Source organism: Enterococcus sp. HMSC072F02 (assembly GCF_001837725.1).
Lineage (GTDB): Bacteria > Bacillota > Bacilli > Lactobacillales > Enterococcaceae > Enterococcus_B > Enterococcus_B lactis.
In genome coordinates this window covers 39,683-65,382 of the sequence record NZ_KV833978.1, presented here as the reverse complement: position 1 = coordinate 65,382, position 25,700 = coordinate 39,683, and the positions used below count along the sequence as shown (strand labels likewise).

At 40.7% G+C, this 25,700-nt stretch carries 18 protein-coding genes and 2 pseudogenes; 10 read left to right on the top strand and 10 right to left on the bottom strand.

Translation table 11 applies throughout. The annotated features are described in order from the left end of the window. Positions 1-59 precede the first annotated feature (59 nt). From menA to pplA, 3 genes are all read right to left on the bottom strand, one after another. On the bottom strand, positions 60-1,013 hold the full coding sequence (menA, locus tag HMPREF2731_RS13805) for a 1,4-dihydroxy-2-naphthoate polyprenyltransferase (RefSeq protein ID WP_002329784.1): 954 nt from the start codon (positions 1,011-1,013) through the stop codon (positions 60-62). 12 nt (positions 1,014-1,025) lie between these two features. Next, entirely contained in the window at positions 1,026-2,129 is a 1,104-nt protein-coding gene (locus HMPREF2731_RS13800; RefSeq protein WP_070873174.1) for an FAD:protein FMN transferase, read from the bottom strand. Between the two features lie 89 nt (positions 2,130-2,218). Beyond that, positions 2,219-3,154, bottom strand: coding sequence for an extracellular electron transfer flavoprotein PplA (gene pplA, locus HMPREF2731_RS13795; RefSeq protein ID WP_002307821.1), 936 nt, complete (start codon positions 3,152-3,154; stop codon positions 2,219-2,221). 56 nt (positions 3,155-3,210) lie between these two features. Here pplA and HMPREF2731_RS13790 point away from each other — a divergent pair. The 4 genes and pseudogenes from HMPREF2731_RS13790 to HMPREF2731_RS13775 form a co-directional block, all read left to right on the top strand. Then, a pseudogene (locus HMPREF2731_RS13790) lies at positions 3,211-5,031 on the top strand (NAD(P)/FAD-dependent oxidoreductase); the annotation flags it as partial. 332 nt (positions 5,032-5,363) lie between these two features. Further along, positions 5,364-5,780, top strand: a complete 417-nt coding sequence (locus tag HMPREF2731_RS13785) for a NusG domain II-containing protein (protein WP_002315806.1) — start codon at positions 5,364-5,366, stop codon at positions 5,778-5,780. A gap of 13 nt (positions 5,781-5,793) precedes the next feature. Then, the gene (locus HMPREF2731_RS13780) at positions 5,794-6,360 is read left to right on the top strand and encodes a Gx transporter family protein (protein WP_002329787.1); all 567 of its coding nucleotides are present in this window, start codon (positions 5,794-5,796) and stop codon (positions 6,358-6,360) included. Positions 6,361-6,382: 22 nt separating this feature from the next. After that, a complete protein-coding gene (locus HMPREF2731_RS13775; protein ID WP_002329788.1) occupies positions 6,383-7,369 on the top strand; it encodes a polyprenyl synthetase family protein in 987 nt (328 codons plus the stop codon). Between the two features lie 153 nt (positions 7,370-7,522). Here the strand turns inward: HMPREF2731_RS13775 and HMPREF2731_RS14735 are convergent, their stop codons facing one another. Next, positions 7,523-7,753, bottom strand: coding sequence for an LPXTG cell wall anchor domain-containing protein (locus HMPREF2731_RS14735; protein ID WP_269202445.1), 231 nt, complete (start codon positions 7,751-7,753; stop codon positions 7,523-7,525). Positions 7,754-7,836: 83 nt separating this feature from the next. Between HMPREF2731_RS14735 and HMPREF2731_RS13770 the strand changes: the two genes are divergently transcribed. Then, entirely contained in the window at positions 7,837-9,279 is a 1,443-nt protein-coding gene (locus HMPREF2731_RS13770; RefSeq protein ID WP_002329789.1) for a putative mucin/carbohydrate-binding domain-containing protein, read from the top strand. A 15-nt stretch (positions 9,280-9,294) separates the two neighbouring features. On the opposite strand, the gene HMPREF2731_RS13765 is transcribed toward HMPREF2731_RS13770, so the two are convergent. Further along, on the bottom strand, positions 9,295-10,068 hold the full coding sequence (locus tag HMPREF2731_RS13765; protein ID WP_002329790.1) for a hypothetical protein: 774 nt from the start codon (positions 10,066-10,068) through the stop codon (positions 9,295-9,297). Positions 10,069-10,441: 373 nt separating this feature from the next. Between HMPREF2731_RS13765 and HMPREF2731_RS13755 the strand changes: the two genes are divergently transcribed. Both HMPREF2731_RS13755 and HMPREF2731_RS13750 read left to right on the top strand, forming a co-directional pair. Next, positions 10,442-10,687, top strand: a complete 246-nt coding sequence (locus HMPREF2731_RS13755) for a hypothetical protein (RefSeq protein WP_016629240.1) — start codon at positions 10,442-10,444, stop codon at positions 10,685-10,687. 216 nt (positions 10,688-10,903) lie between these two features. Further along, on the top strand, positions 10,904-11,092 hold the full coding sequence (locus HMPREF2731_RS13750) for a hypothetical protein (protein ID WP_002315817.1): 189 nt from the start codon (positions 10,904-10,906) through the stop codon (positions 11,090-11,092). 457 nt (positions 11,093-11,549) lie between these two features. Here the strand turns inward: HMPREF2731_RS13750 and HMPREF2731_RS13745 are convergent, their stop codons facing one another. From HMPREF2731_RS13745 to HMPREF2731_RS13730, 4 genes and pseudogenes are all read right to left on the bottom strand, one after another. Further along, positions 11,550-12,518 (bottom strand): biotin--[acetyl-CoA-carboxylase] ligase, encoded by a 969-nt coding sequence (locus HMPREF2731_RS13745; protein ID WP_002329792.1) that lies wholly within the window; start codon positions 12,516-12,518, stop codon positions 11,550-11,552. A gap of 156 nt (positions 12,519-12,674) precedes the next feature. Then, entirely contained in the window at positions 12,675-13,481 is an 807-nt protein-coding gene (locus tag HMPREF2731_RS13740) for an ABC transporter ATP-binding protein (RefSeq protein ID WP_070873173.1), read from the bottom strand. Then, positions 13,478-14,383, bottom strand: coding sequence for an ABC transporter permease (locus HMPREF2731_RS13735; RefSeq protein ID WP_002329794.1), 906 nt, complete (start codon positions 14,381-14,383; stop codon positions 13,478-13,480). The genes HMPREF2731_RS13740 and HMPREF2731_RS13735 overlap by 4 nt, the downstream gene beginning before the upstream one ends. Positions 14,384-14,400: 17 nt before the next feature. Next, positions 14,401-15,369 (bottom strand): annotated as a pseudogene (locus HMPREF2731_RS13730) (ABC transporter substrate-binding protein). A 726-nt stretch (positions 15,370-16,095) separates the two neighbouring features. On the opposite strand from HMPREF2731_RS13730, the gene rpoB reads away from it, so the two are divergent. Then, positions 16,096-19,713, top strand: coding sequence for a DNA-directed RNA polymerase subunit beta (gene rpoB / locus HMPREF2731_RS13725; protein ID WP_002310550.1), 3,618 nt, complete (start codon positions 16,096-16,098; stop codon positions 19,711-19,713). A 78-nt stretch (positions 19,714-19,791) separates the two neighbouring features. After that, positions 19,792-23,445, top strand: a complete 3,654-nt coding sequence (gene rpoC, locus HMPREF2731_RS13720) for a DNA-directed RNA polymerase subunit beta' (protein WP_002329796.1) — start codon at positions 19,792-19,794, stop codon at positions 23,443-23,445. A 220-nt stretch (positions 23,446-23,665) separates the two neighbouring features. On the opposite strand, the gene HMPREF2731_RS13715 is transcribed toward rpoC, so the two are convergent. Then, a complete protein-coding gene (locus HMPREF2731_RS13715) occupies positions 23,666-24,820 on the bottom strand; it encodes a hypothetical protein (protein WP_002329797.1) in 1,155 nt (384 codons plus the stop codon). Between the two features lie 288 nt (positions 24,821-25,108). Here HMPREF2731_RS13715 and msrA point away from each other — a divergent pair, with 288 nt between their 5' ends. Next, on the top strand, positions 25,109-25,636 hold the full coding sequence (gene msrA, locus HMPREF2731_RS13710) for a peptide-methionine (S)-S-oxide reductase MsrA (protein ID WP_002336174.1): 528 nt from the start codon (positions 25,109-25,111) through the stop codon (positions 25,634-25,636). Positions 25,637-25,700: the final 64 nt, after the last annotated feature.

Below are 25,700 nucleotides of genomic sequence, written 5' to 3'. Positions count from 1 at the left end.
TCGTAAACTCCTTCTTATTTCTTGAAGCTGACTACTTCTGTCACAACCTCTTCAAGTCGTTAAATGGCTTGTACAACGATCGTTAGTAATAAACCCAATACATAGCTAGCATTGAATAAGACCATATTTTTGATGGAATAGCTGAAACTGATAGGTTGGGGTAATGTTTGCTTGAATTGATCTAAATGCTTCTTCACAATTGGAAAAGTCAAGAAGGTGACTAAGATCGGCCATTCATAGATACCACTCAACAATCCCATCAAAATCACAAAATAGCAAGCATACATCAATAGCTGGAATAAGACTGTTCCTGCTGGGCGTCCGATATAAAAAACCAGTGTATAGCGATGATTTTCAATATCGCGGTCAAGATCTCGCAAATTATTAGCTAACATGATATTGGCAATCGTAAACACCAGGGGTAAAGAGGCTAAGACAATTGCTGCTATAGCCCAAAGGTTTCCTACCAAAGCAAATTGCCCGGATGAAAAGTTGATCGTCAGATCATAGACATCCGAACCGAATGTATTGACATAAACGACCATGGCAAAAATCCCAAGTCCCATAGTCACCCCGCTGAAGATTTCCCCTAAAGGCATTCGAGACAAGGGAATTGGACCGAATGTATAGAATACTCCGATAAAACAACAGATAAATCCCATCAAAAGCAAAAGCCAACCCGTATTGATCGTTAAAATAACGCCAATAACAAAAACAAATGCGATCATCGCTAAAATCATGTTTCGGATCAATACAGGGGATAGATTTCTGCGACCAATGACGTTTTCTTCATACTTATATACTTCAGAATGAGCTTTTTCATAATCCATGTAATTATTGATCGCGGTAGTCGCTAAATCAAAAACTAGCATCCCAATAAAAAATAAAAAAGTGTTTAGCCAATGTATCTCGTGAAAAAAAGCGATAGAGAATAATACCCCTACCGCAAAAGGAAATACACTAGCCACCTTTGTTCGTATTTCAACTACTTCTAAAAAGATTTTTAGTGTCATGGTTCGTGCTCCTTATTTTAATTCAGAACGGTCACCCATCGCGTAATGGGAATCCTCAGATAATTTGAAAGTGTCTTTAATTGGATCGGTCACATATACTTTATCATCTTTCGTTACGAAGATTGCTTCCGTCCCATTGTTCAATTCGCTTTCGACATATTCCAGACCTTTTTTCACACCCATTGAAAAGACTGCTGTAGACAGACCGTCACCATCGATCGATTTATCTGTTATGATCGTGACACTTGCGATATCGTTGTCGAACGGGTAACCCGTTTTTGGATCGAACAAATGATGGTATTTTTTGCCATCTACTTCTAAATAGCGCTCGTAAATTCCAGAAGTAACTAACGTTTTGTTCCGTTCTTTGATAGAACCTAGAACAGAGCCACGAGCCATATTCGGATCTTGGATGCCAACTGTCCAGTCTTGATTTTCGCCTCTTGGGCTGTATCCTAAGACATAGACATTCCCACCTAAGTCAACGATAGCAGTAGTCACACCTTGTTTTTTCAAGACTTTTACTACTTCGTCCGTAATGTAGCCTTTGGCGATTGCACCTAAGTCGATGATCATCCCTTTTTCTTTTAGATAGACCGTTTTTTCTTTGTCATTTAGTTCGATCTTATGATAATCCACTAATTTCAATGCCTGATCGATTTCTTCTTGTGAAGGTTTTCTGGCGTCATCAAAACCGATTCGCCATAATTGAGTGATCGCACCAATTGCCATATCGAATCCGCCTTGAGAATCTTGGCTGTATTCATAGGCTCGTTTGACTAACGTGTAGACGTCGTCAGAAACTTTTACTGGTTTGATACCATCTTGTTCATTCACTTCATCGATCTCGGAACCTTTTTGATTGATCGTGATTTTATCACCAAGTTCTTTTACTCGATCAAAGGCAGGTTTCAATGCTGATTCTTTGCCTTCATCATACACACGGATACGAACGTAAGTCCCTAACAAGAACTGTTCATCAGAGTACGGATCTTTTAAGATCTTGGTAGATGCTGAACTTTCAGTGGTTGTATTTTTTGTTGAGTTAGTGCAGCCAGTTAGCACCATAAAAGAGATGCTCAGTGTGATTAAGGAAAATAGTAGTTTTTTCCGCATTGTTTTCCTCTCTTCATTTTGAAAGGTGAGACGACTGCCTAACCTGGCTATCGTCCCACCCTCCAACTTTTATTCGTATGATTATGTGATTATTTTTCTGTTACGATATTATCTACTTCGATTGTTTGAGTGTCGCCTTTTTCAGCTGCATTCACTAATTGTTGTGCATACATGATGAATGAATGTGAGCTGTGTGTAGCACCTGTAACAACTTCTACATCAGCTGGTGAGCCGTCTTCTTCACCCATTGCTTTGACGAATTCATCGTTAAGAGTAGGGATGTAAGTTTTTGGTTCTGTCCCGCTTTTGGCTTTCATGTTTTCATTGTATTCTGTATCATCTTGTTTTGATTTGCCGTCTTTGTCGATATAATCAAAGTTTGATTCAGTTACTTTGCCGCCAGCAACTGTCATTTCGAATTGCACACGGTAGCCGTTAGAGTAGTTCTTTTCTTCTAGCTTGTAAGTGCCGTCTTTCAAATCAGCACCATTGTCGATTTCGATTGTATCTGTGTTACCAGCTTGAGCAGCTTGGATCAATTGTTGTGCGTAGTTTTGGAAGCTTTCAGATGAGTGAGTAGCTCCAGTTACGACTTCCACACCGCTTGCGCTTTGTGCTTTTAAGAATTGGTCATTCAACTCAGGAATGTATTTTTCTGGATTTGTGCCAGATTTAGCTTCCATGTTTTTGTTGTATTCTGCATCTTTTGTTTTTGATTCGCCGTTTTCATTGACGTTATCATATTTTGATTCAGTGATTTTGCCGTCTTTTACAACCATTTCAAAGACTGCGCGGTAACCATTTGAATAATTTTTTTCTTCTAATTTATATGTGCCGTCTTGCAAGTCTCCGCCAGCAACAACTTTTGCAGATGATTCTGTTGTGCTTTTTGCAGTCGAAGATTGTGCTGTAGATGATTCAGAAGAAGAATTTGAACTTCCGTTGTCATCTGCGCCGCAAGCGCCTAACACTAGAGCTGAAAATGCTAACACGGCAAATCCAGTTACAAAACGTTTTTTCTTCATTTTAATACCCCACCATTCCATTTTTAGTCCACAATTTTTCTTTGTGATTCATTATACATTCGTACCATACTATGATGACCGAGTTGCATGAAGTAGCTGGCGGACGTGTAGAACCAGAAGCAATCCAATACGATCTGCAGCATTTGTTTGCTCGTCAAAAGAATGTACAGCTTGTCACAGACACAGTTGTCGGTATCGATAAAGAACAGAAAATCGTCAAGACCAAATTAGGTTCCTATCCTTTTGATCAGCTGATCCTTGGAATGGGCGGAGAGCCGAATGACTTTGGTACACCTGGTGTCAAAGCACACGGATTCACTCTTTGGTCATTTGAAGACTCTGTAAGGATTCGTGAACATATTGAGAAAACAGTAGCAAAAGCTGCATTGGAACCAAATGATGAGTTGCGTAAAGCCATGCTGACTTTCGTTGTCTGTGGTTCTGGGTTTACCGGTATTGAAATGATTGGGGAACTGATCGACTGGAAAAATCGCTTAGCCAAAGATTATAAGTTGGATCCAAACGAGATCACACTGATGGTCGTAGAGGCAATGCCGACGATCTTAAATATGTTAGACCGAAATGATGCTGCAAAAGCTGAACGCTATTTGCGTAAGCACAATGTAGAATTATTATTGAACGCACCAATCGTAGAAGTGGCTGCGGATCATATCAAGCTGAAGGACGGACGCAACATTCCGACCCACACACTGATTTGGACAGCTGGTGTTAAAGGAACTTCTGATGCTGCTGATTTTGGATTAGAAGCAGCACGCGGACAGCGGTTGATCGCCAATGAATACATGCAGGCAAAAGGCTACGAAGATAAAAACATCTATATCATCGGTGATTTAGTCTTTTATGAAGAGTTTCCAGGAACACCGACACCGCAAATCGTCCAAGCTGCTGAACAAACAGGACACACAGCCGCAGCGAATATCGTGGCTTCGATCAAAGGCGGAGAAAAGCATAAATTTAAAGGAAACTATCAAGGATTTATGGTTTCTATTGGTGCTAAATGGGGGGTAGCTAACCTATTTGATAAGATTCATCTAAGCGGATTTTTAGCTATCGTAATGAAACATATCGTGAATTTGAAATACTTCTTTGATATTCGTTCTGGTTATTATATGTTCCAATATTTAATGCATGAGTTTTTCCATATCAAAGACGATCGCAACGTGACTCGAGGACATTCTTCTCGTTACGGCAACGTTTTATGGAGTGTGCCACTTCGTATTTTCTATGGTTTAGTTTGGTTCGTTGAAGCTTCCAAAAAAATCATCGGGAATGGTGAAGTGTTCAAACCAAGTACTTGGTTTGGTGAAGGATCATGGTTCACTGGAAACAGTGTATTCCCTTGGACATGGGAATATAACGTAACAGATGTTGCCAGTGGTGCTTCTGCTGCTGGAGATGCAACGACAGCTGCTAGTGGAGCAGGGGCAAGTGCCGGAGAAGCAGCGACTCATGCTGCACATTTCGGTTTGAGTTATGCATACGGAGAAGAACCAACGGCTGTGATTGAGAAGTCACCAGACTGGTTCACAAAGATCATGCAAGTGATCATGCCAAATAATGATGTAGCAATGTTCTTCCAGAAATTCATGGTATTCTTTGAAATCGCCTTGGCATTAGCATTGATTGCTGGGTTATTCACATGGCTATGCAGTGCGACAACGATCGTATTAGTGATCATGTTCTGTTTATCAGGTATGTTTTACTGGGTAAACATTTGGTTCATTTTTGTTGCTTTCGCATTGATGAACGGTTCCGGTCGTGCGATTGGTTTGGATCGCTGGGTGATTCCATGGCTACAACGTACACTAGGCAATTGGTGGTACGGTAGACCAAGTGCCCAATACGGCAAGAAATAAATAGACCAAAATAGATGAACAACGTTACTTGAATGCAAGATTTCAATAGAAAGGGGCTGAGGCAAACCGTCGCAGCCTCCTTTTTATGTAAAATAAAGGAATAAGATGCCCGAGATAAGCCTCCACGCTTAAAGCAAGACGCAGGTGTCACAACCTCTTGATATAAATGGTGTTCCACCTGCTGCTTCTCGGTAATAAGCCCTAAGAATCAGAAAACATGGAAAGCTGTTTTCTATTCTTCGTTCTTATTACTCAAAGCAAGGCGCAGGTGTCACAACCTCTTGTTTTTATGCTAAAATTGGGTGAGTTAATCTGGAAAAAGGAGAACAAAAATGAGCCTTAAAGAATTTGCTGAAAAAAGTCTGCTCAAACCTTGGGATGTTTTTATAATTTTTCTTTTGACTGTTCTTTCTTTTTTACCAGTCATGATTTTTGGTCTTCAGCAAAACACCGCAACAGCAGAAAAAGAAGCGGTATTGCGTGTGGATGGCACAGAAATCAAAACATTCCCTTTGATGGCTGGAGAAAAGAGCTACACATATACTTACAAAGATAAACACGGAGATTATAACTTGATTGAGATAGATGGCGATCGAGTACGGATAAAAGAAGCAGATTGCGATGACCAGATCTGCGTACGTCGAGGCTGGGCAACGAAAAATGGCGAAACCATTGTTTGTTTACCACATAAATTAGTGATCGAGGTCCGATCAACAGATGGGGGTGACGAAGACAGTCTGATTTATTAGACCTTCACACACCATGAGCAAATTACAAAAAATGATTTATATTTCGCTACTTGTTGCACAAGGAGTGATCATTGGCTTACTGGAAAATATGATCCCTTATCCTTTTGCTTTTGCGCCTGGGGCAAAACTGGGATTAGCCAACCTGATCACGATCGTTGCGATTTTTACCATGAAAAAACGGGACAGCTTCTTGTTATTGTGGCTGCGACTATTTCTGACTACCTTGCTAGGTGGAACGATTTCTACGTTCCTTTATAGTATGAGCGGTGCGCTGCTTAGTTATTTTGGGATGTTATTGGTCAAGCAATTAGGTCCCAAACGTGTCAGTATCATCGGAATCAGTGCGGCCGGCGGGTTCATGCATAATGTCGGTCAGCTTTTGATGGCCTCTTTCATTGCGCAATCATGTACAGTCATGCTGTACTTGCCAGTCCTTTCCGTTCTGGGAATCTTGTCAGGAATCGCTATCGGGATCGCGGCGAATTATCTTTTACGACATGTGCAGACACTGCAACGATTCCAAAAAGATTATGAGCAGGGAACCAAACAACAATGGAGCCCGATGTTTACTAAAAAATAATCGTCACACAAGGAGTTTTTTTATGAAGCTACATCCAATGTGGGAAAACTATCCTGCTTTAAGTAAAGAATTGACAGAAACACTAAAACGGATGGAAGAAACTGTCCGTCTGAAAAACAAACCTGTCGAACAAGCAATCAAAGAAACGATCCATGCCGGCGGAAAACTGTTGCGACCTGCCTATCAGTTACTGTTCTCACAATTTGGACCAGAGCAAGACCGGGACAAAGCCATCGCTTTGGCAGCTTCCATCGAAATGCTCCATACGGCCACACTGATTCATGATGATATCGTTGATGAAGCAGATCTGCGACGTGGTCAGCCTAATATCCGTAGTCAGTTTGGGAATGTCGTTTCTGTCTATGCAGGAGATTATTTATTCGTCTGCTGTTTTAAACTATTGTCTGATTACTCGACTTCCCTGAAAAGTCTTCAATTGAATTCTCGCAGTATGGAAAAAGTATTGAACGGCGAATTAGGGCAGATGGATGATCGCTATAATTATGAACTTTCTGTAAAAGAATATTTGGAGAATATCTCAGGTAAGACAGCTGAATTGTTCCAACTAAGTTGTTCTGTTGGCGCTTTTGAAAGTGGAACAAGCGAGCGTTTCGCAAAAAAAGCAGGAGATATCGGACTTTCTATCGGGATGGCCTTCCAGATTATCGATGATATTTTGGATTATACAAAAGAGAGTCAGGAAATCGGGAAACCTGTACTAGAAGACATGCGTCAAGGAGTCTATTCTTTGCCATTGATCTATTCTTTGCAAAAAAACAAACAGAGTTTACTGCCTTATTTAGAGAAGAAAACGGAAATGACAGAAGAAGATGTTGAAGCCGTACGCAAAATCGTTGAACGTACAGGAGGTGTGGGAGAAGCTAAGAAATTAGCAGCAGCCTACACCGAAAAGGCGTTGAAAGAAATCAAGAAATTACCTGATACCTCTCTTCGAACGAGAGAAAACCTTTTTTCCCTTACTCAATTGATTCTAGACCGCAAAGACTGAATAGAATTTGGTGCAACACGTGGATAAATTCCTAAGGATGAAATCTGCGTGTTTTGGATCACTTGAAATGGATTTTTTGATGTTAACAAGCAAAAATAAAGAGCAACGTCGCTAACTGACGTTGCCCTTTATTTTTTATCTCGGATCATTTTTTTATCTTTTCGACTTCTTATGACTCATGAAAGTGATTCTTAAACCGATTACAAGTAATATAACGCCTGCGACTGTTATCCAATTATTTGATTGACTTCCAGTTTTAGGAAGTACTTTTTTTGATTTGTTTAAATGATCATCGCTTGTTTTATTAGTTAAGTTGACGTTCGTCTTGTTATCCGAACTTGTTCTTGGGAAAGAGACACTTGCATGACGACTATCACTTGTGATAAATGTTGTATCTGCCGTATCGGTACTGTCACTTATTGTTCGAGTAGTATCTGAGCTATCGCTTGTAGTCGTTGTAATTAGGTATGACGCAGATCACTGTACCTTATGACGTGAAATGGGGAAGTACGATTTCCTTGAGAGGACTTGGTGATCGTACAGCAGGAGCATACAGTTTGACGAGAAGCGTTGATGGTACACTACGTCTGTATTCAACTTTTGGGGATAACCGAGCGAACTTAGATACACAAGTTCATCCTTATTATGGAAGTAGTGTCTATTATTCGATCGAAGTACTAGACGGAGAAACAAGCACCTATCAATATGAAGTCACGGGTAATGCGGTTATCAGGAATGCAATCAATGGATTCAATCAAGGCGATCCGTTAGAGGTTTCCGCTGGGAATATCATTAAAGTTTACCATGCGGAATCCAACACCCGAAGCAGACTGATGGTAAATGAAGTTGCGGAAAACTATACATTCGGCACCCTTTTCTCTTATTATCGAGTGACTGACAATGGCTTAGTTCCAATCAAACAGTTGGAAGCCGAAGCAGTTCCTCAGACATTTAACTTAGGTGAAAGCGCCGATGAACGCAATCTAAAGGAATTGGTTAGAAATGTACGAGTAAATGGCACAGTCGTAGACGCAAGCGAGTATGAAGTCACCTTACGTTCAGAACTTGATACGTCATTGATTGGTACGCGTGAAATCGATATTGAAGTCCGTACAACTGATGGACTAGGTATCGTACAACTGACAGTTCCTTATGAAGTGAAGTGGGGGAACTCGATCATCGCCCAAGATCAGGCAGCAAACTCTGATAAGACAGTAGCTGTTCTGTCATTGACCGAAGAGAATAATTTGCCAAAACTGACAGCTACGCAAGGAGACGGACTTGATTCTTTCAGTCCAGTAGCCTCTGCACCACAAGCAGTATTTTATCGAGGTGATCTTACTTCACCAAGATTCTCCCTTTTGACCAATAACTTGGCTGTGGACGCACAAACACTGAGAAGCAATTGGAACAATGTTCTTAGACAAAATGAATTAGCCTATGGTGATGTGCTTTCTTTTGAAGTTTTCGATTCTGCGGGGAATAACCTACTTGGAAATAAAACAGCTGTCTCAAGAAATGAACAGTTAGTAAAAGAAGTAATCGGTCATCCACAAGCTTTTTACGAACTGACAGCTAATGGGTTCAATCTTCTACGTATCAACCAATTAAAAGTAGAAACGCAAACCATTGAAAGTGGATTGACAGAAGAGGAATTAAGTCAAAATATCGAATCTTATCTGTCAACTGACGGATTCGATACGATCCATGTGACAAAGTTCATCCAATATCCTGACACAAGTAAAGCTGGAACAAGTAACGGGATCATCGAAGTAGAAGAAACATTAGCGACAGGTGGCACAGCTACGTATAACTATACGGTACCATTTATCGTGGAGAACTCGACGGAATGGATCGATGTCAAGATTCCTAAAAAATTGCTTTTTGGAACGACTGACGCAAATAGTTGATGGGCTTTTTGAGTATTATCGTGTAGGGTTAGGCTTTGACTGCGATGGACTTGATAGATTTGAATTCTTAGCTCTGTTACTAGCGTTTTGAGTTAAGTTATCTAATGCTGCGTGGGTGGATTTTCGTCTGGTTTTTACCTGATGAGAGGTTAGGCTTTTAGAAAGGCTCTGTTTGTAGTCCTCAACTGCTTTTTGTAATTTTTGAGGTGGATTTTCTAGTTTCGCCATCTCTTTCCTAGCATTCCAACCTAAAGATTGATCAGCTCTGAGTGCATTATCAATTTTTACTTGAGTAGTTACGTAATTTTGTATTGCATTTGTGATCTTATTTTTGTTAAAAAGTCTATTCATGAATGTATCTACCTTTTTACATTGTTTTAAATTATTTGTTTGTTTAGCTAGCAGCGACTTAAAATCATTTAAACTGGTCTCTTGTTTTGCCTCTTGTTTTTTAAATGATTGTTCTTTTTGCTTCTGTTGTGTCTTTTGTTTCGCCATTGTTTTTCTAGTATTATCAAAGGTCTTTAATATTTCTGGTGCTCGTGTTTTCAGTTCTTCTCGTAATTTTGATGCTTTTAATTCTGCCTTCGCATATACCTTGTTATCTTCAACTATTTTGTATTCAGGTGTATGTTTTCCATGTTTGGGTGTACTTTCCATAACATTTATATTATCTCGGAGTTGTGCTACAAGATCTTTTGTTGTAGGATCTTTAATCTCATTGATCATTTTATCTAATAGTGTTTCTTGCCTATAATCTGGTGAATTTGCAATATCTTCTTTTGGCATGTCAATTCCTCTTTTCTTTTTTTATTTGTATCTTTGTATTCACTTTATCATGCTTTCTTTTTGTTTTTGTTCCGTCTTTTTCTAAGGTGGAAAATATCTGGTACGGTTTTCTGATATTTTCCATAAAAAATAAAACAAGGGGCTCCTTTATGAAAAAAGATTCGTACCGATTTTTTTCAATCCTCATTTATCCTTGTTGTCAAAGGCTTTTTTTCTTCGTATCATTCTTTTTTATTTTTAGAAATTATGGTCCCAAGGCATGAAAAAAAACATGTTATAGTAAAAACATAAGTGAAGTTGGCAGAGGAATCAGCCGATTTTTACTGTCTATCTAAGCGAAAAACAGCTGTCCACAAAAATCAAATCGAGGAGGATGCATTTGAAAAAACTCATCACTAATTTAACACGTACAGATGTTTCGCCCCTGATTCTTCGGTTAAAAGGAGAGAAACATGCATTTACGTTTGAAGACATCGAAAAAGAAAGCGGGATAAAATTGACGAGCGCAGACAAATTTTTGATCCGTTCTGTCGCAGAGAAAAAATTCAAAATGCAAGTGGTGTGCGAAGCACCGGAGAACCAGCTGAAGTTCTTTCCAAAAGCAAAAGAACTTTCTTGATCACTCTATTTATTGTTCTATCTATGTAGCAAACAGGAAAAAATAACAAATATGTTATTAAAAGTGTTGCAATCGCATACAAAAAGAGTAAAAAACAAAATAGTCCTTTATTATAGGAGATGGAAACACGAGAATGTCAGACAGGGGGGATGGGATGCGTTGATTTTTTAGTTGTAAGTTGGTTGCTACATAGATAATAAAGGGGGAGTAATTGGATTGAAAAAGAAAATCATTGGTAGTCTATTACTATCAACGCTAGTGTTGACGAGTATGATAAATATGTTCATCAATGAAGATTTGCAAGCGGAAAATCACGTGCTCAATATCAGTCGCACGCTTCAAGAAGAAAAGGTGAACGATCTCAATCCTGGGGGAGAAGATGGTATCGGCAATGCCTGCCACTGATAGTCATCGAAAACTATCGCGCAGGTTATATCGGCTCTATCGACATCGTTCCTCAATAAAAAAGAACGATGAGAAGATAGATATTTTTTAGGAAACAAGCACATAACTTATGATCGCATAAGTATTTTCACACAGGACTAGCAAATAGTCCTGTGTGGGTATCATAAAAAAACTGAATAGAAACAATAATCAGCTTTACCACCATTGATAGAAAAGAGATAGAAAACCGAGAAAAGGAATCGGTCCTCTATCTCTTTTTGCTGTACAAACGCATGTTTCTCCTGTTTTTTGCATGGATTCCTTTAAAGAAAGTGTACCATGCTTTCTTGATACGTTTAGAACACCTTTTTCTAGAGGATAGAAAAAGGTAAGTCAAGAGAATAAGGAGAGTCGTTTGAAGAGAACTCAGAAAAAAGGACACTGTATGAGATCAGGTGTCCTTTTGTGAAATCTGCTATTATTGCGTACGGATAGATGTGAGACTGATTTCGCCAGAAGACAAACTCATTTCCTGTTCATTTGTTTGGACGATCAGTTCGCCATGATCACCGATTTCTTTTGCAAGACCGACATAAGTCGTTCCTTTCTGATTGAACGACACGGTTTTTCCCAATACGAATGATTTTTCTTTATAGAAGTCCAATGCTTTTTTCGGTTGAGAAAGATAGGTGAACAATTTCTGCCAGATTTTGCTGATTAGCTGATTCCTTGTGATACTCGCTTGTCCATCAGGAAAGACAGAGGTGGCTTTTTCTTGGAGATCAGCTGGAAAATGATTTTGAGGAACAGAAAAATTCAGCCCGATCCCGATGATGATATGACTGATCCTGCCGCTTTCCATATCACTGACTGCTTCAGATAAAATCCCACAGACTTTTTTTCCATCCATGTAGATGTCATTGACCCATTTGATCGAAGCAGAACGACCGGTAACAGATTCAATGGCTTTCACACAGGCACTGGCTGCGATGATCGTATATTGAGGCAGTTCATCAAACCGTTTGTCTGGATGGAGTAAGAGACTCATGTAGATTCCTCGTCCAGGTTCGGCAAAAAAAGGTCGTCCAAAACGTCCACGAGCTTGTTCTTGTGTATCAGCAACAAATAACTTCGAAACAGAATCTCCGTGAGCTGCTGCCAATTTGGCATCTTTCATCGTAGATTCAGAAGTCAACATCGTTTGTACCTTCAAATCGGGAATAAAAGACCGTAGCTCTTGCTGGATTTCTTTTGCATCTAGTACGTCAGAGGGCAGGTAACGATACCCTGTAGGCCCGTGCTCAAAACGATAGCCTGCCTTTTCCAATTCTTTGATGGCTTTCCAAATACTTGTCCGGGAAACTTCCAGTTGCTGTGCTAACTTTTCTCCGGAAAGAAAATCTGGTGTCTCTTTCAATAAATGAAGTACTTTGTCTTTTGTTGTCATGGCACCAAGCTCCTTTCTCATCCATTCTATCAGGAAGAAGGAGAGAACAAAATAGTTTTCGAAGAAACAACGGTTGATACATAAAGCAAAAACGAAAGAAGAAAAGAGAAAAAAGAAGAGGGTGGGCGTTCATTTTTTGTCCCAGCCTCGTTCTGATTATGAAGATAAAAGTACTTGATCGTCTTTCAATGTCGTGCCGCTGTTTTGTTTGAACAACGCCAATAGTTGAGGTACTGTGAGCTGCTGTTTTTCCTCTTGCTGGATATCGACGACGATCCTTCCTTGATGAAGCATGATCAGTCGATTTCCATAGCGGATCGCGTCTTCCACGTCATGTGTGACCATGAAAGCAGTGAGATTCTGCTCGGTGATCAGCTTTTCTGTCAAGTCCATGACAGTTTTGGAAGTAGCCGGGTCAAGCGCTGCGGTGTGTTCATCTAATAAGATCAGTTCTGGACGCTGTAATGTGGCCATTAACAGCGTGATGGCTTGACGTTGTCCCCCAGACAGCAAACCGATTTCTGAGGATAAACGATTTTCCAAACCCAAATTCAGCCGAGCCAGCTGTTCTTTGAAAAATTTTCGGTCTTGCGGTTTGACACCACGGAAGAAGCCGCGCTTTTTTCCTCGTTTCATAGCAAGAGCAAGATTTTCTTCTACCGTTAAACGAACGGCTGTCCCTAGTTTAGGATCTTGGAATACGCGACTGATGGATTTCGAACGTTCGACAACGGATTTTTTCGTGATATTTTTTCCATTCAATAAAATCTGTCCCTGATCGACAGAAAATGTACCGGCGATGCTGTTCAGCAAAGTAGATTTACCAGCCCCATTTCCGCCGATGATCGTCACGAAGTCGCCGGGTTCTAAGGAAAGATTAATCCCTTTCAGGACATAGTTTTCGTTGATCGTTCCTTTTTCAAAGGTATGATGGAGATTTTCCAATGTTAAGACGTCATTCATTTGACACTACCGCCTTTCTTCTTTTGAGATAAATGGAATTTTTGCTGAATCTGCGGGAAAGAAAGACAGATCACTAGCACGAAAGCAGAAGCAAGTTTCGAATCACTTGGTTCAACATTCAGTTCGAAGACTAACGCTAAAATAAAGCGGTAAATGACCGCACCTAAAACGACAGTCAAGAGACGGAGCAATAGTGGCTGGTTACGTAACAAAACTTCTGCGATGATAATAGAAGCTAGTCCAATCACGATCGTTCCAATACCAGAATTCAAATCAGCAAAGCCGTTGTTTTGCGCAAGCAAGGAGCCAGAAAGAGCAATGCATCCATTAGAGATCATATAACCGATGATCTTCATATTATCGGTGTTGATCCCGTTTGCTTCGCTCATTGCCAGATTATCGCCAGTTGCACGAATGGCAAGACCTGTTTCTGTACGTAAGAACAAAACAAGTAAACATACAACGATCAAAGCAAAAAGCAGACCGACGATCAGTACAGCGTTGTCTTTTGTTATGCCGAATGACTCGACCCAATGAAAGATCGTTGGCTGACCCAATAAAGAGATGTTCGGCGCACCCATCACACGGGATGTGACAGAGTATAAACCAGTCATGGTGATGATCCCTGCAAGAAGGGCGGGGATTTTTAATTTTGTGTGAAGCAGTCCGGAAACAAGCCCTGCTGCCGCACCCCCTAAAAAGCCTAGAAGACAAGCTGTCAATGGGTGATAGCCATTTGTAATACTTACTGCCGCGATCCCTGCGCCTAAAGGAAAGCTTCCTTCAGCAGTCAAGTCGGCAATGTCCAAGATACGGAAAGTGATATACACACCAATCGCAAGCAGGGCCCATAAGACCCCTTGCGATGCAGATGATAAGAAAAGAGAGAGCAGATTTGTCATGAGAATCCTCCTGTGTTTTATTCAGCTTCTTTGATGCTGTCTGGATTGATACCTAATGCTTTGGCCATGTCTTTATTGACATACAGTTCCAAATCATTTGCTGTTTCGACAGGAAGTTCACTTGGCTTCTTGCCGTCTAAGATTTTTGCTGCCATGATCCCCGTTTGTTTGCCCAAGCTTTCGTAGTCGATCCCTACTGTTGCTAGACCGCCGTCTTTGACTTGATCAACTGCGCCAGCAACGACAGGTGTTTTTGTTTCTTTTGCGACTTCACCGACAACACTTGCCGCACTTGCGAACGTGTTATCAGTAGGAATATAGATTCCGTCTACATCTTTAGCTAGACTTTTCGTCACTTGTTGGACATCATTTGTGGAATTTGCTGTCAGTACTTTGACTTTGACGCCCGCTTTTTTCAATTCTTTTTCTGCCAAATCAGCTTGGATCTTAGAGTTTGCTTCATCGTTGTTATACATGATGCCGATTGTTTTGGCGTCTGGCACGATAGTTAACAGTAAGCCGATTTGTTTTTCGATTGGCACCATATCTGTCGTGCCAGTCACATTGCCGCCAGGTTTTTCATTGGATGTGACTAAATGAGCTTGTTCCAAGTCTGTGACCGCTGTGACAGTCATCGGGATAGTGGTTGTTTCATTTAATAAAGATTGTGCTGCTGGGGTGGCGATCCCAAGTAGCAAATCAGGATCTTCTTTGACGAGCTTCTCACTCATGCTTTTCAGGTTGTCTTGATTGTTTTGGGCATTTTGATAATCGATTGTTAGATTATCGCCTTCTTTATACCCTTCTTCTGCTAATCCTTCTTTGAATCCTTTATAGGCAGCGTCTAACGAGTTATGTTGTACAAGTTGCAATACGCCAATTGTTTTTTGTCCATCTGATGCCTCTGCGGAATTGTCTTTTTGTGCGCAACCTCCTCAAGCTAGTAGCAGAGCAGCGCCTAATCCAATTAATATGTTTTTTTTCATTTCTTTTTCCTCCTTAATTTTGGGAAACAAAAAATCCATTCAGACAAAATGTCCAAATGGATTGAAAAGTCGGAAAATAAATTGAAAAGTAGAATGCTTGATACTTTTACTTTGTATTTTCACTGCTCAGCCACTTAGCATTTTGTCTACGTGGCTTTTTGCTGCAATACAAAGTTCTTTAGCCATCATAGATACAAACTGTCGTTTAACGTTTGTATCCATCATGATGAATACAAACCTATCTAAAGTAGCTAAAGTAAAAGTTATTCAGTTGTGTTGGTACGATTTGCTTGATATTGGTTCGCATAGAAGTTCCTCCACAAAATGAATTTTCTAAAGTATAACCGAGAAAAAATGGTCTGTCAATTAAGAATTGTCAGATAATTGAAAACATAAAATTGAAAACATTAAGAAAATATTGCGAAAAAGCAGAAGAAACGCCAGGAAGTGTTGACTTTTATAGAAAATAAGTGTAGTATATGAAGTTGCAAAAACTATCTGATGAAGAAAAGGCAGAAACGAAATATTGTCCGTTTCGGCTTTAATATAAGGAAACAAAAGTAGAAGCTCACGAAGTAAGGTTTCAAGAGAATGTTCTATTTTTGGTTTTTTTTTGCCTAAAAGCCGCAAAAAATGTCTGTTGTTGCCTAAAAATAATATTTGAAATATTATTGTAACAATTGATCGGGTAGTCTTTTTGAATGACATTTTAGAGGGGTGAAGAGCTTGGCTGGACACGTAGTAAAATACGGAAAACATCGCGAACGTAGAAGTTTCGCAAGAATCAGTGAAGTGTTGGAATTACCAAATTTGATCGAAATTCAAACAGACTCTTACCAATGGTTCTTAGATGAGGGACTTAGAGAAATGTTTGAAGACATTTTGCCAATCGATGACTTCAATGGCAATCTATCTTTGGAATTTGTAGATTATGAATTGAAAGAACCAAAGTATACAGTAGCAGAAGCTCGTGCGCATGATGCAAACTACTCTGCACCATTACATGTAACATTGCGTTTGACAAACCGCGAGACTGGCGAAATCAAAGCACAAGAAGTATTCTTCGGTGATTTCCCATTAATGACAGAACAAGGAACATTCATCATCAACGGGGCAGAGCGAGTAATCGTTTCTCAGTTAGTCCGTTCACCAGGTGTCTATTTCCATGGAAAAGTCGATAAAAACGGAAAAGAAGGATTCGGTTCTACTGTTATCCCTAACCGTGGCGCTTGGCTAGAGATGGAAACTGATGCAAAAGACATCTCTTATGTACGTATCGACCGTACACGTAAGATTCCTTTAACCGTATTAGTTCGTGCGTTAGGATTTGGTTCCGATGATACGATCTTTGAAATCTTCGGCGACAGCGAAACATTACGCAATACAGTCGAAAAAGACTTGCATAAAAACGCAAGCGACTCAAGAACAGAAGAAGGTTTGAAAGACGTTTACGAACGTTTGCGTCCAGGCGAACCAAAAACAGCAGACAGCTCACGTAACTTGCTGAATGCTCGTTTCTTCGATCCAAAACGTTACGACTTAGCAAACGTTGGTCGTTACAAAGTAAACAAAAAATTAGATTTGAAAACACGTCTATTGAATCTGACATTAGCTGAAACATTAGTTGATCCAGAAACAGGCGAGATCATCGTTGAAAAAGGAACAGTTCTGACTCACCAAGTCATGGAAACATTAGCTCCTTTTATTGATAACGGTCTAAATTCAGTGACTTACTATCCATCAGAAGATGGTGTGGTCACAGATCCAATGACTGTCCAAGTCATCAAAGTATTTTCACCAAGAGATCCTGAACGTGAAGTGAACGTGATCGGAAACGGCTATCCAGAAGCAGCTGTAAAAACAGTTCGTCCAGCCGACATCATTGCTTCAATGAGCTATTTCTTGAACTTGATGGAAGGTATCGGCAATGTCGATGATATCGACCACTTAGGAAATCGTCGTATCCGTTCAGTCGGTGAACTTTTACAAAACCAATTCCGTATCGGGCTAGCACGTATGGAACGTGTGGTTCGTGAAAGAATGTCGATCCAAGATACTGAAACATTGACACCTCAACAATTGATCAATATCCGTCCAGTTGTGGCAAGTATCAAAGAATTCTTTGGTTCTTCTCAGTTGTCACAGTTCATGGATCAAACAAATCCTCTTGGCGAATTGACACACAAACGTCGTCTTTCAGCCTTAGGACCTGGCGGATTGACTCGTGACCGTGCCGGTTATGAAGTTCGTGACGTTCACTACTCCCACTATGGCCGTATGTGTCCGATCGAAACTCCTGAAGGCCCAAACATCGGGTTGATCAATAGTTTGTCCAGTTATGCGAAAGTAAATAAATTCGGATTTATCGAAACACCTTATCGTCGTGTAGACCGCGAAACAGGTCGGGTTACTGACCAAATCGACTACTTGACAGCAGATATCGAAGACCATTACATCGTAGCCCAAGCAAACAGCCCATTGAATGAAGATGGAACATTTGCTCAAGACGTTGTTATGGCGCGTGCTCAAAGTGAAAACTTAGAAGTATCTATTGATAAAGTAGACTACATGGACGTATCACCTAAACAAGTAGTTGCCGTTGCGACAGCATGTATTCCTTTCTTGGAAAACGATGACTCCAACCGTGCCTTGATGGGTGCCAACATGCAGCGTCAAGCAGTGCCGTTGATCAATCCTCAAGCACCATGGGTTGGTACTGGTATGGAATACAAATCAGCGCATGACTCAGGAGCTGCTTTGTTATGTAAACATGACGGTGTCGTTGAATACGTTGATGCTTCTGAAATCCGTGTACGCCGCGACAACGGTGCATTAGATAAATACGATGTGACAAAATTCCGTCGTTCAAACTCCGGAACAAGCTACAACCAACGTCCAATCGTTCATTTGGGTGAGAAAGTCGAAAAAGGAGATACTCTGGCAGACGGACCATCTATGGAACAAGGCGAAATGGCTCTAGGTCAAAACGTTTTAGTTGGTTTCATGACTTGGGAAGGGTACAACTATGAAGATGCGATCATCATGAGCCGTCGTTTGGTAAAAGATGACGTATACACTTCTATTCATATTGAAGAATATGAATCAGAAGCCCGCGATACAAAATTAGGACCTGAAGAAATCACACGCGAAATCCCTAATGTCGGGGAAGACGCATTGAAAGATTTAGACGAAATGGGTATTATCCGTATCGGTGCAGAAGTCCAAGATGGCGATTTGCTTGTAGGGAAAGTCACGCCAAAAGGGGTAACAGAATTATCTGCAGAAGAACGTCTATTGCATGCGATCTTTGGCGAAAAAGCTCGTGAAGTCCGCGATACATCATTACGTGTACCGCATGGCGGCGGCGGGATCGTTCACGATGTGAAAATCTTTACTCGTGAAGCTGGAGATGAATTGTCACCAGGCGTAAACATGTTAGTTCGTGTTTATATCGTTCAAAAACGTAAAATCCATGAAGGGGATAAAATGGCCGGTCGTCACGGAAATAAAGGGGTTGTATCCCGTATTATGCCGGAAGAAGATATGCCATTCCTACCTGACGGAACACCAATCGATATCATGCTGAATCCTTTAGGGGTGCCTTCACGTATGAACATCGGACAAGTATTGGAATTACACTTGGGTATGGCTGCACGTCAGTTAGGTATCCACGTAGCAACGCCAGTATTCGATGGTGCAAGTGATGAAGACGTATGGGAAACAGTTCGTGAAGCCGGTATGGCCAGCGATGCGAAAACTGTTCTGTACGACGGACGTACAGGTGAACCATTTGACGGACGTGTGTCTGTCGGTGTGATGTACATGATCAAACTTGCTCACATGGTCGATGACAAATTGCATGCACGTTCAATAGGACCTTACTCATTGGTTACACAACAACCATTGGGAGGTAAAGCTCAATTTGGTGGACAACGTTTTGGTGAAATGGAAGTATGGGCACTGGAAGCTTACGGTGCGGCTTATACTTTACAAGAAATCTTGACATACAAATCAGATGACGTAGTCGGACGTGTGAAAACATACGAAGCAATCGTCAAAGGTGAACCAATTCCAAAACCAGGTGTACCGGAATCCTTCCGCGTATTGGTGAAAGAATTGCAATCACTAGGTCTGGACATGCGTGTCTTGGATATCGAAGAGACAGAGATCGAACTTCGCGACATGGACGATGAAGACGACGATTTGATCACTGTTGATGCTTTGACAAAATTTGCCGAACAGCAAACTGCCAAAGAATTAGAAAAGAAAGCTGCTGAACAAGTGGAAGATGAAAGAGACGATGTCATCCAAAACTTTGAAACCGCAGAAGATAATTTAGACTAATCCGGTCTATGAGCTGCAAGGCGGTCGAAGATCAGCCGTCTTGCGGTTTGCCATTAAATGAAATGGAGGGAACCCCTTTTGATCGATGTAAATAAATTCGAAAGTATGCAAATAGGTTTGGCTTCTCCCGAAAAAATCAGAAGCTGGTCTTACGGTGAAGTAAAAAAACCTGAGACGATTAACTATCGTACCTTAAAACCTGAACGCGAAGGGTTGTTCTGTGAGCGGATTTTTGGTCCTACAAAAGACTGGGAATGTGCCTGCGGAAAATACAAACGTATCCGTTATAAAGGAATCGTTTGTGATCGATGCGGAGTGGAAGTGACTCGTTCGAAAGTTCGCCGTGAACGCATGGGACATATTGAATTAGCAGCTCCTGTTTCACATATCTGGTACTTTAAAGGGATTCCTTCACGTATGGGACTTGTATTAGACATGAGCCCACGCGCTTTGGAAGAAATCATTTATTTTGCTTCATATGTGGTTATCGAACCAGGAAACACGAATTTAGAGAAAAAACAATTGTTGACAGAACGCGAATATCGCGAAAAACGTGAACAATATGGACAAGAGTTCCAAGCTGCTATGGGTGCAGAAGCGATCAAACAATTACTTGATAATGTTGATCTAGATGCAGAAGCAGCCGAATTGAAAGAAGAATTGAAATCTGCACAAGGACAAAAACGTACACGTGCGATCCGCCGTTTGGATATTTTAGAAGCATTCCGCGCTTCAGGAAATCAACCAAGCTGGATGGTTATGGATGTTATCCCTGTTATTCCACCAGATTTGCGCCCAATGGTTCAATTAGAAGGTGGACGTTTTGCAACAAGTGACTTGAATGATCTTTACCGTCGTGTCATCAACCGTAATAACCGTTTGAAACGTTTATTAGACTTGAACGCACCTGGAATCATCGTTCAAAACGAAAAACGCATGTTGCAAGAAGCAGTAGATGCATTGATCGATAACGGTCGTCGCGGACGTCCAGTAACTGGACCAGGTAACCGCCCATTGAAATCTCTTTCTCATATGTTGAAAGGGAAACAAGGTCGTTTCCGTCAAAACTTGCTAGGTAAACGTGTGGACTACTCCGGTCGTTCCGTTATCGTTGTTGGACCTTTCTTGAAGATGTACCAATGTGGACTTCCAAAAGAAATGGCCATCGAATTATTCAAACCATTCGTGATGCGTGAGCTTGTTCAACGTGAACTAGCTTCAAACATCAAAAATGCGAAACGTAAAATCGAACGTCAAGAAGACGAAGTATGGGATGTCTTAGAAGACGTAATCAAGGAACACCCAGTATTGTTGAACCGGGCACCTACGCTTCACCGACTTGGTATCCAAGCATTCGAACCAGTTTTAGTACAAGGACGCGCAATCCGTTTGCATCCACTTGTATGTGAAGCTTATAATGCCGATTTCGATGGAGACCAAATGGCTGTCCACGTGCCATTGAATGAAGAAGCACAAGCAGAAGCACGTATGTTGATGTTAGCTGCTCAAAACATCTTGAATCCTAAAGATGGTAAACCAGTTGTTACTCCTTCTCAAGATATGGTTCTAGGTAACTACTACTTGACAATGGAAGAAGAAGGACGCGAAGGCGAAGGAATGGTCTTCAGAGATCAAAACGAAGCTGTTATCGCATGGCGCAACGGATACGTTCATTTACATTCACGTATCGGTGTGAACCCTAACTCATTAGGTGAAAAACCATTTACTGAATGGCAAAAAGAACGTACGATGATCACAACAGTTGGTAAGATCATTTTCAACGAGATCATGCCTCCTGAATTCCCTTATCTGAATGAACCAACAGACTTCAACTTGACCGTCCAAACACCGGACAAATACTTTGTTGAAGCTGGTACGGATATTCCTGCACATATCAAAGAGCAAGAATTAGTATTACCGTTCAAGAAGAAAAACTTAGGGAACATCATCGCAGAAGTCTTCAAACGATTCAAAGTAACAGAAACTTCTAAGATGCTTGACCGTATGAAAGACTTAGGGTACAAACATTCAACACATGCCGGTATCACAGTAGGGATCGCTGACATCAGTGTACTGAATGAAAAACAAGAAATTATTGAAAATGCCCATAAACAAGTTGAAACTATTACAAAACAATTCCGTCGTGGTCTGATTACAGATGACGAGCGTTATGAACGTGTCATTGCTGTTTGGAACGCTGCAAAAGACAGCATCCAACAAAAACTGATGGAAGGTTTGGAAGCGAAAAACCCAATCTTCATGATGTCTGATTCTGGAGCTCGTGGGAACATTTCCAACTTTACACAGCTTGCCGGAATGCGTGGTTTGATGGCCGCTCCTAATGGTCGAATCATGGAATTGCCAATCATTTCAAACTTCCGTGAAGGACTATCTGTCTTGGAAATGTTTATCTCAACTCACGGGGCTCGTAAAGGGATGACCGATACAGCCTTGAAGACTGCCGATTCAGGTTACTTGACTCGTCGTCTGGTTGATGTGGCTCAAGATGTAATCATTCGTGAAGAAGATTGCGGTACTGACCGAGGTCTTGAGATCCAAGCAATCCGTGAAGGAAATGAAATCATCGAATCATTAGAAGATCGTTTAGTGGGACGTTACACTCGTAAAGAAGTACGTCATCCTGAAACAAATGAATTGATCATCGCAGGAAACCAATTGATTTCCGAAGACATCTCAAAACAAATCGTTGATGCAGGTGTCGAAACAGTGACGATCCGTTCTGTCTTCACATGTAATACAAAACATGGTGTCTGCAAACATTGTTACGGACGCAACCTTGCAACTGGCTCTGACGTTGAAGTCGGCGAAGCAGTTGGTACGATCGCCGCTCAATCAATCGGTGAACCTGGTACTCAGTTGACGATGCGTACATTCCATACGGGTGGGGTTGCCGGAGACGATATCACTCAAGGTCTTCCTCGTGTCCAAGAAATCTTTGAAGCACGTAATCCGAAAGGGCAAGCAGTGATCACAGAAGTAACAGGGGATGTCATCGATATCTCAGAAGATCCTGCAACACGTACCAAAGAAGTAACAATCAAAGGAAAAACAGATACACGTACGTATACTGTTCCTTATACAGCACGTATGAAAGTAGCAGAAGGCGATATGATCCACCGTGGTGCACCATTGACAGAAGGATCAATCGATCCAAAACAATTGTTGCAAGTCCGCGATGTATTATCTGTTGAAAACTACTTGCTTCGTGAAGTACAACGTGTTTACCGTATGCAAGGGGTAGAAATCGGCGACAAGCATATCGAAGTAATGGTTCGTCAAATGCTGCGTAAAGTTCGTGTAATGGATCCAGGAGATACAGATATCTTGCCAGGTACATTATTAGACATCGCAGACTTTAAAGATCAAAACTACAATACGCTAGTCTCAGGAGGCGTTCCTGCAACTTCTCGACCAGTCTTGCTAGGTATCACAAAAGCATCATTAGAAACAAATAGTTTCTTATCTGCTGCATCATTCCAAGAAACAACTCGTGTCTTGACGGATGCTGCGATCCGCGGTAAGAAAGATCCTCTTCTTGGTTTGAAAGAAAATGTTATTATCGGTAAGATCATCCCAGCTGGTACTGGTATGCAACGTTACCGTGACATGGAACCAAAAGAAGTCGGTGTAGCAAGTGAAAATGTCTACAGTATTTCAGATATTGAAGCGCAAATGGCTGCAGAAGACGCAATGAACAATCAAACAAAATAGAGGTTGTGACAGAAGTTACTTCTGGAACATCGTGTATAAGAGGTTGTGAAATCAGCGTCCTGACCTGAGTATTAGAGAAACAAACGGAAAAATAGTTCCTCATATTTTGCCGTTTGTTGAGCTAATACCGACGGTCAGCTGATTGAACACCGTTTATTCGGAAAAAGGGAGTGTGACAAGTTTTTTGTCACACTCCCTTTTTTTGCTTATATGAAGTAGTTTACCTCTCATCTGTTTGGTTAGAAGAAAGAGTAGGAGATGATCTTGAAGCTACAGGTTTTGCTATGTCAGCTAACTGTTTACTGCGTTTCACTTTTTGTTTTATTTCTTTTACTGTAGTTAGGGATACGCCAAAAAATGTTGCCACATGTTTTTGTTTAGTATAGGGTATTGTTAATGCTTCTTCGATTTGATTACGTAATTTTTGTGGTATCCTTTGATTTTTTTCTCTGGAAATTTTTCCGAATTTCCCATGAAAAAGCTGATGGGTCATTTTTTCATCATAGTCTTCTTCAAAATGTTTTTGGTATATATTATTTACTGTAAAGTTAGACACGCCAAAAAATGCGGCAATCTGCCTTTGACTAAGATTAGGCAATGTTAATGCATGTGTGATCTGTTCGCGTAATTTCTGTGATAAACCCCTTTTTTCTCTTTTTCTGGAAATTTCGCCGAATTCCTTGTATAAGACTTGATATGTATGATTTTGAGCATCACCTTCTGCAAGTTGTTTGAGGTATATATTGCTTACTAAACATGAGGATACGCCAAAAAATGTGGCAATTTGACTTTGTTTAATATCAGGCATTGTTAATGCGTGTTCGATTTGATTACGCAATTCTTGTGATAGTCTTTTATTCTTTCCTTCTCTAGAAGGAATAGGACCAAATGTCTCATACAAAAGCTGATAAGCGTTATTTCCATCATTTCCTTCTACTAGATTGCTCGTTTTTTGTCCATCCACAACAAAGGAAGGTCCTGGCTCAGTAGGCGAGATGGGTTCTTCGTTCGTTTGTTGATGGAAGATTGGATCGGGCAATGGTTCATCAATAAATTGTCGCTCCTCTCTTGTGAGAGACTCGTGCTCCATTAAGTTATGGAAACGATAACCTTCCCCAAAGATGTCAATAGGTGGAGATGAAAATGACTCCTCAAATGGCGAATGTTCAGGTGAATTTGGAATAACTGAAGCTAGTTCATTAACGAGTTGCTTCTCATCTTCTAGGAGAGTTAGAGCATCATCCTTTGAATGAGAATCAAATTCGTGGGAAGTTACAGGGGGCGTTTTTATTTTTTTGTTCGCTTTAGTTAATAGTTCATCAAATGCAATAAAGTCAGTGGATGTATCTGAATGTTTTCTTTTTGCTTTAGGCATAGTTATCCCTCCGATAACATGGATTTGTTTATTCGCATGAAAAAATAAAGGTACGTAATTTTGGAATAAGCATACCATATAAAACTTATACACAACGTGGCTGAAAAGACAACTTTTTCTTGCCTGTGGAAAAAATAGTTTAATACAAACCTTATAGTTATCCACAACCAATTAAAAGAGAAGGAAAATGAAGAAAAATCTGCTAAAATACCGGGAGGGGGTAAAAACAAGCAAAATAATTTTAATTATCTATAAAACAGGTATGATGAGAAAAAAGGGGGATTTTATATGACAAAAAAAGCAGTTTTCGCAGGCGGATGCTTTTGGTGTATGGTCAAACCATTTGAAGAGCAGCCAGGGATCATTTCTGTGACATCCGGTTATACAGGCGGGCATGTACCAAATCCAACTTACGAACAAGTAACAACAGGCACAACAGGGCATACAGAAGCCGTAGAGATCGGATATGACCCAGAAGTTATTTCTTATGATCAGTTGGTGGAAATCTATTGGCAGCAAACCGATCCGACTGACGCGTTAGGACAGTTCGCTGATCGTGGTGATTCTTATCGACCAGTGATCTACTATAGTGATGAAGAAGAACGAAACATTGCAGAGCGTTCAAAACAAGCATTGCAAGACAGCGGGCGATTCGATAAGCCGATCGTGACAAAAATCGAACCAAGAAGCGAATTTTATCCTGCAGAAGATTACCATCAGGATTATTACAAGAAAAACAAGCTCCATTACAATCTTTATCGAGAAGGTTCTGGACGTGCCGGTTTCATTCGTCGACATTGGGGCGGCAAAAAATAAGAAGCCGAAAAAGCTACTTCTGGAACACCGTATATCAGAGGTTGTGACAAGTCGTTTGTCACAA